At 77.7% G+C, this 11,708-nt stretch carries 7 protein-coding genes and 1 riboswitch; all 7 genes read left to right on the top strand.

The features are described 5' to 3' along the window. The first annotated feature begins 445 nt into the window (after positions 1-445). The 7 genes from ACIPYS_RS05935 (at position 446) to ACIPYS_RS05905 (ending at position 11,648) form a co-directional block, all read left to right on the top strand. Positions 446-1,855, top strand: a complete 1,410-nt coding sequence (locus ACIPYS_RS05935) for a helix-turn-helix domain-containing protein (RefSeq protein ID WP_400743637.1) — start codon at positions 446-448, stop codon at positions 1,853-1,855. 184 nt (positions 1,856-2,039) lie between these two features. Further along, positions 2,040-2,163, top strand: a riboswitch (SAM riboswitch). A 35-nt stretch (positions 2,164-2,198) separates the two neighbouring features. Further along, positions 2,199-2,357 (top strand): hypothetical protein, encoded by a 159-nt coding sequence (locus ACIPYS_RS05930; RefSeq protein WP_159425089.1) that lies wholly within the window; start codon positions 2,199-2,201, stop codon positions 2,355-2,357. Positions 2,358-2,481: 124 nt separating this feature from the next. Then, a complete protein-coding gene (locus ACIPYS_RS05925; protein WP_400743633.1) occupies positions 2,482-5,535 on the top strand; it encodes an AAA family ATPase in 3,054 nt (1,017 codons plus the stop codon). A 394-nt stretch (positions 5,536-5,929) separates the two neighbouring features. Then, positions 5,930-6,649 (top strand): two-component system response regulator CseB, encoded by a 720-nt coding sequence (gene cseB, locus ACIPYS_RS05920; protein WP_286158595.1) that lies wholly within the window; start codon positions 5,930-5,932, stop codon positions 6,647-6,649. A 5-nt stretch (positions 6,650-6,654) separates the two neighbouring features. Next, positions 6,655-7,923 carry a sensor histidine kinase gene (locus tag ACIPYS_RS05915; RefSeq protein ID WP_400743630.1) on the top strand — a complete coding sequence of 423 codons (1,269 nt, stop codon included), beginning with the start codon at positions 6,655-6,657 and terminating at the stop codon, positions 7,921-7,923. A 231-nt stretch (positions 7,924-8,154) separates the two neighbouring features. Next, positions 8,155-8,946 (top strand): ABC transporter ATP-binding protein, encoded by a 792-nt coding sequence (locus tag ACIPYS_RS05910; protein WP_093863258.1) that lies wholly within the window; start codon positions 8,155-8,157, stop codon positions 8,944-8,946. 137 nt (positions 8,947-9,083) lie between these two features. Continuing rightward, a complete protein-coding gene (locus tag ACIPYS_RS05905) occupies positions 9,084-11,648 on the top strand; it encodes an ABC transporter permease (RefSeq protein ID WP_400743992.1) in 2,565 nt (854 codons plus the stop codon). Positions 11,649-11,708 lie beyond the last annotated feature (60 nt).

Raw genomic sequence — 11,708 nt, 5'->3', positions numbered from 1 at the left:
GTGGGGGTGCTCGACCGCGGACGGTGCGCCGGAGGGGCGCTCACCGCAGGACGCTGGGGGGACTGGCCGACGGGCGTCCGCGCTCGGGTGCCGGAACCCTCACACGCCGTCATGCCACGGTCAACGGGCTGGACGCGCGGAACGGGGGGTTGGCAAGTTCCGTCAAGTGCCGCCCCGGAGCGTCAAGCAGCCTTGAGTGTGCGGCAGCTGACGGTGCGAAGGGTTTTTCGGCAGGTCGGAGTGCTCGGAGAGGTAGAGACCGGTGGCCCGTGAGGTAGAGACCAATAGAGAGGAGAGGTTGAGACCATCATGTGGAGAGGTTGAGACCAGAGTGCGGAAGTGGTTGAGACCACATCATGTACGGCGGGGGCCCTCGTCCAGTACCGTCCTCCTCAGCGGACCTCTCCCACCGGAGGGCCCGGAACGCACTCGGGAGGGCAGCCCCGTGCACCGCAACCGGGCGGCGACCACGCCCGTCGAGGACCACCTCTGGCAGGCCTTCGGCCGGCAGCTGCGCCAGTGGCGCCGCCGCGCCGGACTGACCCAGGCCCAGCTCGGCGCCGAGATCGGCTACGACCACACCGCCGTCAGCAAACTGGAGCACGGCACCCGCCGCACCAGTCCCCGGATCGCCGACCGCCTCGACGACCTGCTGCGGGCGGGCGGCGAACTGCGCGCCGCCTGCCGCCTCGCCGAGGAGGGCCCCGCCCCGGCCCCCGCCCCCGCCGTCGAGGCACCCCCCGCACCGGCGCCCGGCGACTGGACCCGCCCCCCGCTGCCCGGCCCGCCCGTCGCCGCCCTCGGCCCCGTCCTGCCCGCCGGCCTCGCCGCCCACCTGCCGCACCGCCTCCCCGACTACGGGCTGCTCTGCCCGCTGCACGACGCCGCCGGCTGCGCCGTCCCCGCCCCGGCCGACCTGGCCGCCCTGCACACCGCGTTCCGTGCCGCCGACCCCGACACCGCCGCCCCCGTCGACCCGGACACCGCCCACGCGCTGGCCGGCCTGCTCGCCGCCCACCTGCGGGCCGGCGACAGCCCCACCGCCCCCGGCACCGCGGCCGTCGAGGACACCCTGCGGGTCGTGCTGCGCCGCCTGGCCGCCCACCCGGCCGGCCCCGACCGCCGCCCGCTGGCCCGGCTCGCCGGCGAGTACGCCCACGCCGCCGGCGCCCTGCGGATGCAGGACGGCCGCAACGCCACCGCCATGGCCTGCTTCACCCGCGCCCTCGGCTGGGCCGAACTCGCCGGGGACCACGCCACCCAGGTGGCCGCGCTCAGCGACATGAGCTTCCTCGCCCGCCTCGACGGCGACCCGGACGCCGCCCTCGGCTACGCCCGTGAGATCTCCCGGGTGGCCCCCGCCCGGCACTGGGCCGGCGCCATGGGCCAGATCGCCCGGGCCCGCGCCCACGCCATGACCGGCGACGTCCGCGCCACCGTCCGCCACCTCGGCCGCTCCCGGCTCCACCTCGACCACATCGGCATCCACGACGAGTCCGACGCCGCCTGGCTCTCCATCGCCTCGATGCGGCTGCGGGTCGAGGCCGGGGCCGCCGCCGCCCTGCGCGACGCGGCGGCCGCCGTCGACGACCCCCGGCTGGCCCGCCGGGCCGTCGACGCCGCCGAGACCGCGCTGGCGCTGCTCGCCCCCGACCAACTTCCCTCCGCCCGCCTGCTGTTCACCGTCCGGGTGGCCGACTGTCACCTGCTCGCCCAGGACCCGCGGGCCGCCGCCGACCTGCTCGGACCGGTACTCGCGGCGGCCGGCGGCGGGGTGGACGGGCTGCCGCCGCTGGTCCGGCGCGAACTCGCCGGACTGCGCCGCCGGCTGGCCGGGCACGGCCTGGCGGGGTGAGCCGGAGACCGGGGCCCGTGCCCGGGGCCCCGAGCCGCACCGTAGCGGCTGCGCAGCGGTGCGTCACGGTGTGTCGCGGCCGTGTTGCGCGACCGTTGCGCCCCGTGGCGAACCGGCCGGTGGCCCGGATTCCGGGCCTCGCAGCCGATTGACTCGCTCGCCGGGCACTTCCTAGACTCGGGGCGGCGAAGAGTGTCAGCCACAAGGCCCCGGCCGGCTGACCGGCAACCCCCACACTGCGGTGGGGTGCCCCGGGGATAAGCCAGGTGAGGGTTCGTCGGACCGACGGACCGTCACAAGCGCGGTGCTGGGCCCGGGAGGGCGCGGGGGAACGGAGAACGTCGTGGCACAGCGGGCAGGCGGACAGCGCGCCGGTTCGCAGTCGTCGCCGCTCATCGGTTCGCGTACGACGTCCGCCGCCCCGCTGCTCCGTGCCGACCTCCGCCTGGTCGCCCGCCTCGACGTCGACCTGCTGCGGCGCGCCAGCTCCCTCTGTCGCTGAGCCGGTCGGCCGGCCGGGCGTCCGCCCGCCCCGGTCGGTCCGTCCGATTCCCTCGCCCACGAACCCGCGCGAGGAGGAGCGCCCAGCGGCCCGTCCTCCCGTGCGCCCTGCACCAGGAGAACGGATGTCCCCCCTTCCCGTGTCCCCGCCGCACGATCCGTACGATCCGTCGAGAACCCCGCCGGCCGGCCGCGAGTCCGAGTACCGGCGGCTGCACCACGCCCTCGACCGCTGCTCGGCCGGCGCCGGGAGCGTGATCGTGCTGCACGGTTCGGTCGGCAGCGGGCGCAGCGACCTGCTCTACGCCTTCACCGACAGCGCCGCCGAGCGCGGCGTCCAGGTCCTGGTCGGCACCGGCTCGCCGCTCGAACGCGAGTTCCCGCTCGGCCTGGCCCGGCAGCTCCTCCAGGGTGCCGACCTCGCGCCGGAGGAGGCCGCCGCCGCCGAGGCCCTGCTCGCCGAGGGCGCGGCCTCCGGCACCGTTCCCGCCCCGTCCGACCGCCCCGCCGGACGGCTCGGCCAGCGCGTCCTGGAGGGTCTGTTCCGGCTGGTCCGCGGCCTGGCCGAACGCGCCCCCGTGCTGATCGCCGTCGACGACCGGCAGGACGCCGACCCGCAGTCCCTGGAATTCCTGCTCTACCTGGTCCGCCGCACCCGGGGCACCGGCGTGCTCACCGTCCTCAGCTCCCGCGAGACCATGACCCCGGCGCACCCGCTGTTCGAGGTCGAACTCGCCCGCCAGCCGCACCACCAGCACATCCGGCTCGACCTGCTCGGCACCGACCTCGTCGCCGAGGTGCTGCGCACCCGCCTCGGCGCCGCGGCCGCCGAACGGCACGCCGTCGAGGCGCACGCCCTCACCGGCGGCAACCCGCTGCTCGTGCACAGCCTCGTCGGCGACCAGGAACGGGCCGGCAGCCCCGGCACCCTGGTCGTCGGCGAGGGCTACCGGCGCGGTCTGATGCACTGCCTGCACCGGATCGACCCGCTCGCCCTGCACTACGCGCGCGGCGTCGCCGTCCTCGGCGGCGGCGCCACCCCGGAACTCCTCGCCGAACTGCTGCTGCTCGCCCCCGACGCGCTGCCCCGGGCGCTGTACCTGCTGCACGCGGCCGGGCTCTTCCGCGACGGCGGCTTCCGCCACCCCACCGCCGCCGGGGACCTGCTCGCCGCGATGCGGCCGCTCGAACTCGCGGCCCTGCACCAGCGGGCCGGCCGGCTGCTGCGCGCCGCCGGTGCGACGGCGGCCACCGTCGACGGGCACGCCCGGGTGGCCGAGGGGCATCTGCGCAGCTCGCTCGGACCGGCGCCCGCCGCCGGAGCCGGGGATCCCGGCGCGGTGCTGCCGGAGTTCGGCGGCGGCGGGGCGTGGGAGGGGCCCGGCCACGGGGCCGGGGTGGCGGCGGATGCCACCGAGGCCGAGGCCACGGTCGCGGTCGCGGCCGAGGTCGCGGCCGCGGAGCCGGAGCCGGAGGAGACCGCCGCGACCGGTGGCTTCGGACCGGTGCCGGACCACGCGCTGCGGCTGTGGTCCGGCCCGGCGCCGACCGGCCCCGCCGTCGAGTGCGTCCCCACCCTCCCCGGTACCGTCACCGATGCCGACACCGCGCGGCGCCACGAACTCAAGCGCCTGCGCCACCACTTCTGGCACGGCCGGATCGACGAGGGCACCGCCGCGCTCGCCCGCTTCGAAGCCGTCCCCGGCCAGGCCGTCCACACCGAGGCCCTGCGCCACTGGCTCGCCTACTGGTACCCCGCGCTGCTCCCCAACCCCGCCCGCCGGAGCGGTCCGGCCGACGGCGCCACCGCCGACCGGAGCGACGGCATGCGGCTGCTCGCCGCCCTGTTCGCCGGCACCGTGTCCCCGGAGGACGCCGTGGTCCGCGCCGAACTCGTGCTGCGCGCCGGACTCCTCGGCGGCGTGCGCACCGAATCGCTCACCGCCGCGCTCACCGTCCTGCTCTACGCCGACCGCGCCGACCGGGCCGTCCACTGGTGCGCCCCGCTCGCCGAACGCGCCGGCGCCCGCTGCGGCGCCCACTGGAACGCCCTGCTGGCCGCGCTGCGGGCCGAGGCGGCGCTGCGCCAGGGCGACCTGCGGAGCGCCGACGAGGCCGGTCGGGCCGCGTTCGCGCACGTCCGGCCGGAGGCCTGGGGGGTGGCCGTGGGGCTGCCGCTGGCGACCATGGCGGCCGCCCGCACCGCGCTCGGCCTGCACCAGGACGCGGCGCACTTCCTGGAGCTGGCCACCCCGGCGGGCCTGGAGCACACCCCCGCGGGCCTGCACCACCGGTACGCGCTGGCCGGTCACCGGCTCGCCCTCGGCCGGGCCGAGCAGGCCCTCGCCGACTACCGCGCCTGCGGCGACACCATGGCCCGCTGGGGAGTGGACCACCTGCCGGCCATCGCGCCCTGGCGGCTCGGGGCGGCCCGCGCCCAGCTCGCCCTGGGCCGGCCGGGCGGCGCCGCCGCGCTCGCGGACCAGCAGCTCGCCCGGCTGGGGCCGGTCGGCCACCCGAGGATCCGCGGCCTGGCGCTGCGGATCCGGGCGGCGGCGGGCGGACCGGCGGAGCGGACCGAACTGCTGGAACGCGCCGTCGGACTGCTGGAGGAGGCCGGGGCGGAGTCCGAGCTGGCGGCGGCGCTGGGGGAGCTGAGCGAGGCCCACCAGCACGACGGCGACCCGGGCCGGGCCCGCCGGGCGGACCGGCGGCTGCGCCGGACGCCGGTGCTGGCGGTGGTGCCGGTGCCGGTCCGGGCGCAGACGGCCGCGCCGGTGTCGCTGCTGCCGGTGGCGGGTCCCCTCCCGGTGGCCGGAGTCCCGGTGGCCGGAGCCTCCGTGACCGCCGTGCCGGTGGCCGCGGCGCCCGTGACGGGTGTGCCCGGGGCCGGGGCGCTTCCGGCCGCCACCCCGGCGGAAGGCGTCGGCGCGCTCTCCGAGGCCGAGGGCCGGGTCGCCGAGCTCGCCGCGCGCGGCCTGTCCAACCGGGACATCGCCCGCAAGCTCTACATCACCGTGTCGACCGTCGAGCAGCACCTCACCCGGGTCTACCGCAAGCTCGGCGTGCGCCGCCGGCTCGACCTCGCCCGGCTGCTCGGCCCGGTCCCGCCGGCCGCCGCCGACGGCATCCCGCCGCACCCGGGCTTCCCCCGCCGGGCGGACCTGGTCGCCGGCTGAGGCCGGAGCGGTCCGGCGGCTCTGTGTCCGCCGGGTATCGGGCGGCGCTCCACCGTGCATCGGATCGGCGGCCCGGACACCCCGGTCGGGCCCCGCCCCGGGGCGTCCGGGACTCCGCCGCCGGGCCCGGGCAGCCCGTCCGACCTGCGGATCCGCGCCCGGGCCCGGCGGCGCGGCGGCGGCCGTACGCGCCGTCGCCGCACCGCGGACCGGTCGGCCGCCTGTCGTATCGTTCCCTGGGACGGCCCGTCGCGCCGCCGGCCCCGCATCGGCCGTCCGCCGTCGTGCCGTCCGCCGTCGAGCCGTCCCCGCCCCGCCGTCGCTGTCCCCTCGTCGTTGCCCCGTCGCCCCCGCCCCGCCGTCGCCGCCCCGCCCGAACAGGAGCCGTCCGCCCGTGTCGTCGCCCGATCCCTCGCGCCCCGTCCGCGTGCTGCTGGTCGAGGACGACGACCTGATGCGCCGCTCCTTCACCACGGCGCTGGAGCGCTACGGCTACACGATGACGGCCGCCGCCGACGGCCTCACCGGCCTCGAACTCTTCCGCGACGGAACCTTCGACCTGCTGGTCCTGGACGTCATGCTGCCCGGTCTGGACGGCATCGGCCTGTGCCGCCGGGTCCGCGAGACCAGCCTGGTGCCGGTGCTGATGATGTCCGCGCGCGGCGACGGGCTGGACGTGGTGGCCGGACTGGAGGCCGGCGCCGACGACTACGTGGTCAAGCCCGTCGACACCTTCGTGCTGGTGGCGCGGATCCGCTCGCTGCTGCGGCGGGCCACCTACGCCCCCGCGCCCGCGCCCGCCGGATCCCCGGACCCTGAGCCCGGGGACGCGGTGCTGGTCTTCGGGGACCTCACCGTCGACACCGCGGGCATGGAGGTCTCCGTCGCCGGGAGCCCGGTGGCCCTGACCCCGACCGAACTCAAGCTGCTGCTGGAGTTCGCCGCCCACCCGGGCGTCGTACTGGAGCGCCACACCCTGCTGCGCAACGTCTGGGACTACGGCTGGGACGGCGACAGCCGGGTGGTCGACCTGTGTGTGCAGCGCCTGCGCCGCAAGCTCGGCCGGGAACGGATCGAGACGGTCCGCGGCTTCGGCTACAAGCTCAGGCGCTGAGCCCGGTGCGTCCGTACCTCCGCCCGCGCCCGCACCCCCGCCGGGACCGCCGCCCCCGCCGGATCTCGCTGCGCCGGAAGATCGCGGCGCTGGCCGCCGCCACCGCCTGCCTGGTCGCCGCCGCGGTCGGCGTCCTGGTCCACGTCTGGACCGAGCACGACATCCGCTCCCGCGCCGAGGCCCGGGCGTTCAACTCGGTGTACGCGGCCATGGACGTCTACCGCCGCACCGGCGCCCTGTCCGACGGCGCGGTTCTCGACCCCGCGGAGCTGCCCGCCGCCCTGCGCCACCCGGCCGACGGCGACCGGCACACCGCGGTCGTCGACCGCGTCGAGGGCAACGTCGGCCCGAGCGTCTGGGCCGCCCAGCGCACCGGCGGCCCGGGCAGCCCGGTCCTCGCCGTCCAGATCAACATGGGCCCGGAACTCTCCGACCTGCCCCGGCTCGACGCGGCGATGGCCGTGGCCTCGCTGATCGCCCTCGCGGCCGCCACCCCGCTCGCCGCCTACGGCGCGGGCCTGCTCGCCCGCCGGCTGCGGCTGGTCGCCGCGACCGCCGACCGGATCGCCGCCGGGGACCTCGACGCCCGCACCGGGCCCACCGGGGGCCGCGACGAGGTGTCCGACATCGCCGTCACCGTCGACCTGATGGCCGACAGCCTCGCCCACCGGCTGCGGGTCGAGCGGCAGTTCACCGCCGACGTGGCCCACGAGCTGCGCACGCCCGTCGGGGGCCTGCTGGCCGCCGCCGACCTGCTGCCGGACGGTGAGACGGAGGACCGGGTCCGGGCCCGGGTGCGCGACCTGCGGGCGCTGGTCGAGGACCTGTTGGAGATCTCCCGGCTGGACGCCGGGGCCGAGCAGCCGGTGCGGGCCCGGATCCCGCTCGGCGAGGTCGTCCGCGAGGCCGTCCGGCGGACCGGCCTGGACACCGGACTGGACACCGGCGCGGCCGGGGCCGTCGAGACCGACCCGCGCCGACTCGAACGGATCGTCGGCAATCTCGTCGTCAACGCCCACCGGCACGGCGGCGCGCCGGTGCTCGTCACCGTCGAGGGCTCCACCGTGCGGGTCCGCGACCACGGGCCCGGCTTCCCCGCGGACCTGCTCCGGCACGGCCCGCGCCGCTTCCACACCGGCGCCGCCGAACGCGGCGCGGGCCACGGCCTGGGCCTGACCATCGCACTCGGCCAGGCCCGCCTGCTGGGCGCCGACCTGCGCCTCGCCAACGCCCTGGACGGCGGCGCCGTCGCCACCCTCCACCTGCCGGACTGACGTCGGCGACCGGGCGGCGGCCGTCCCGGAGGACCAGGACTCGACCGGGCGGCGGCCGTCCCGGAGGACCAGGACTCGGCCTTCCTGCCCGCCGTCCGGCGGCCCCGAACTCCTGCTGCGGAACCGACGCGAACCGGAGCCCGCGCCGATACGTCGCGGCGCGGTCGGCCGATACGTCGCCCGGACACCCTTCGAAGTGCACCGAACGCACCCGAGGAGGAGTTCCGCCCCGTGATCACCGACCCGTTCGCCCCCCGCCCGGCCCGCGCCCCGTACCCGGCGCCCGGGATCGCCGCCGCCACCACCGGCCTCACCAAGGTCTACGGTCGCGGGGACACCCGGGTCACCGCGCTCGACGCGGTCACCGTGGCCTTCCGGGAGGCCGAGTTCACCGCGATCATGGGCCCGTCCGGCTGCGGCAAGTCCACCCTGCTGCACTGCGCCGCCGGTCTGGACACCCCCACCGCCGGCTCGGTCCGGATCGGCACCACCGAACTCGGCGGCCTGCGCGACCGTGAGCTCACCCGGTTGCGCCGGGACCGGCTCGGTTTCGTGTTCCAGGCGTTCAACCTGCTGCCCGCGCTCAGCGCGCTGGAGAACATCACGCTCCCGCTCGCGCTGGCCGGGCGCCGGCCCGACCCGGAGTGGCTGGACCGGGTGGTCGCCATGGTGGGCCTGGGCGAACGCCTCGGCCACCGGCCCGCCGAACTGTCGGGCGGCCAGCAGCAGCGCGTGGCGGTCGCCCGCGCCCTGGCCTCGAGGCCCGCGATCGTGTTCGCCGACGAGCCCACCGGCAACCTCGACTCGCGGGCCGGGGCCGAGGTGCTCGGCTTCCTGCGCGAGTCCGTCCACGAGCTGGGGCGGACGGTCGTCATGGTCACCCACGACCCGGTCGCGGCGGGCTACGCGGACCGGGTGCTGTTCCTGGCCGACGGCCGCCCGGTGGACGAGCTGGCCCACCCGACGCCCGAGCGGGTGCTCGACGTGATGCGGACCGTCGACACCCGCGTGCGCACCGGCTGACCGCGACCCTGACCGCGACCCTGACCGCGACCGCGACCGCGACCGCGACCGTGGCCGCGACCCCGATCGTGACCGTGGCCGCGCTCGCGAACACGCCGGACCCTCCGCCCGCCACCACCGCCACCGAGAGCCCCGCCATGCTGAGAACAGCCCTGCGCAACGTCCTGGCGCACAAGGCCCGCCTGCTGATGACCGTCCTCGCGATCTGCCTCGGCGTCGCCTTCGCCTCCGGCACCCTCGTGTTCGCCGACTCCACCGCCGCCGCCCACCGGGCCGCCGCTTCCAAGGACTTCGCCGACACCGCCGTCACCGTCACCGCGCTCACCCCCGTCACCGCGGCGGAACCCCCGCCGGGCACGGCCGCCGGGGGCGGACCGGACGGCGTGCTCGACGACGCGCTGGCCGCGAAGCTGGCGGAGGTCCCCGGCGTGGCCGCCGTCCGGCCCCGGGCCGACGGCACCGCCGTGCTGAACGCCGCCGACGGCGGCCCGCTGCGGGTCCGGCCCGGCGCCAATCTCGCCGCCGCGTACACGCCCGGCGCCGACGGCACCGACCCCCGGCACCCCCTGGTCGAGGGCCGCGCCCCCGCCGGCGCCGACGAGATCGCCCTCGACCGGGGCACCGCCGCCGCCGGACACCTGCGCCTCGGCGACGCCGTCACCCTCGCCACCGACGGCCCGGCCCGCACCGCCCGTCTGACCGGCCTCGTCACCACCACGGACACCCGGATCACCGCGGGCGGCACCCTCGTCCTGTTCGACCGGGCGACCGCCCAGCGGCTGTTCGCCACCCCCGGCCACTGGACCGCCCTGGACGTCTCCGCCACCCCCGGCACCGGCCAGTACGAGCTGGCGCGGCGGATCACCGAACTGCTCCCCGCCGCCCGCGCCGAGGCCACCACCGGCCGCGCGTTGGCCGACCAGCAGGCCCGCTACGTCGGCACCCTGACCCGTGGTTACCAGAAGCTGCCGCTGGTCTTCGCCGGTGTCTCGCTCTTCATCGGCTCCTTCCTGGTCGTCAACACCTTCACCATGCTGATCACCCGCCGCACCCGGGAGATCGCGCTGCTGCGGGCGGTCGGCGCCACCCGCCGCCAGGTGGTGCGCTCGCTGCTCGCCGAAGCACTGCTGGTCGGCCTGGCCGCCTCCGCGGCCGGATTCGTCCTCGGCCTCGGCATCGCCGAACTGCTGCCCGGCCTGCTGGGCACCGACGGCGACCGGCTGCCGGAGGGCCCGCTGGTGATCGGGCCCCGGCCGGTCGCGGCGGCACTGTTCGTCGGCGTCGGCGTGACGGTCCTCGCCGCCTGGCTGCCGGCCCGCCGGGCCGCCCGGATCGCCCCCGTCGAGGCACTCCGCGCGGCGGAGCGCCCCGCCGCCCGCTCGCGGCTGCGCCCCGTCGCCGGGGCCGGACTGCTGCTGCTCGGGGCCGGCCTGCTGGTCGCCCTCGCCGGTCACGCGGAGGACGCCTCCGAGGCCAACCTGCGCAATGCCATGCTGGCCTGCGGTGCCCTCGTCGTCGGCCTGATCGTGCTGGCGCCCGCCCTCGCCGCCCCGGCCGTCCGGCTGACCGGGCCGCTCACCCGGCGCTTCGGCGTCACCGGCCTGCTCGCCCGGCAGAACGTGCTGCGCGACCCGCGCCGCACCGCGGCCACCGCCGCCACCCTGCTCGTCAGTACCGCACTGGTCGGCGGGCTCGCCACGGTCGGCCACTCCACCGGGCGGGCGCTCGACCGGCAGGCCGCGGCCGGGCTCGACGCGGACTGGGTGGTCGCCACCGGCAGCACCATGACCGGCATCGACCCGGAGGCCGTGCGGCGGGTCGCCACCGTCCCGGGGGTGCGGACGGCCGCGGCCGTCGCGGACTCCACGCTGTTCCTCGGCGGCACGGTCCGGGAGGTCTCCGGCGTCGACCCGGCGACAGCCGGGCGCGTCCTGCGGCTCGACTTCGTCAGCGGCTCCCTCCAGGACCTCGGTCCGGGCCGGATCGCCGTCTCCCGCAGCACCGCCCGGGAGAACGGACTGACCACCGGTGACCGGGTCAGCGCCTCCGTCGGCCGCAACCGCGAGCCCGCCACCGTCACCGTCGTCGGCGTCTACCAGGACAACCCCACCGCCCGCGACGCGCTCGCCGTCCGCGAGGACGTCCAGCGGGACGCCTTCCGCCCCGGCAGCGTCCAGCGGATCCTGGTCCGCGCGGACGGGGCCACCGCGCGGCAGCTGCGCACCGCCGTCGGCGACAACCCGCTGCTGAGGGTGGAGAGCCGGGCCGAGCTGGTCCGGGCGGCCGGGGGTGTGACGAGCAGCCTGCTCAGCCTGACGTACGGGCTGCTCGGGATCGGGGTCCTGATCTCCGCCCTCGGGATCGTCAACACCCTGGTCATGTCGGTCACCGAACGCACCCGCGAGATCGGCGTCCTGCGCGCGGTCGGCATGGACCGGGCCGCCGTCCGCCGGACGATCCGGCTGGAGGCGGTGACGGTGGCGCTCTTCGGTACCGTGCTGGGCCTGGCGGCCGGACTGTTCGGTGCCTGGGGGGTCGGCGCCCTGGCGGGCGGGGCCGTCCCGCAGTACCGGTTGGAGCTGCCCTGGCCGACGCTGCTGCTGATCTGCCTGGCGTCGCCGGTGATCGGCGCGCTCGCCGCCACCGTCCCGGCCCGCCGGGCCGCCGGTCTGGGGCCGCTGGAGGCCGTCGCCGAGCGGTGACGGGCGGCCCGGGCGGGGTCGGCTCCCGGCCGGCGGCCCGGTCGGGGTCGGCCTCCGGCT

The organism is Kitasatospora sp. NPDC089913 (assembly GCF_044748625.1).
GTDB lineage: Bacteria > Actinomycetota > Actinomycetes > Streptomycetales > Streptomycetaceae > Kitasatospora.
This window is presented reverse-complemented; position numbering and strand designations above follow the sequence as displayed.

Coding starts and splice junctions, on each gene's coding strand:
- ACIPYS_RS05925 (WP_400743633.1), top strand. CDS start 2,482: ATGTCCCCCCTTCCCGTGTCCCCGCCGCACGATCCGTACGATCCGTCG.
- ACIPYS_RS05905 (WP_400743992.1), top strand. CDS start 9,084: ATGCTGAGAACAGCCCTGCGCAACGTCCTGGCGCACAAGGCCCGCCTG.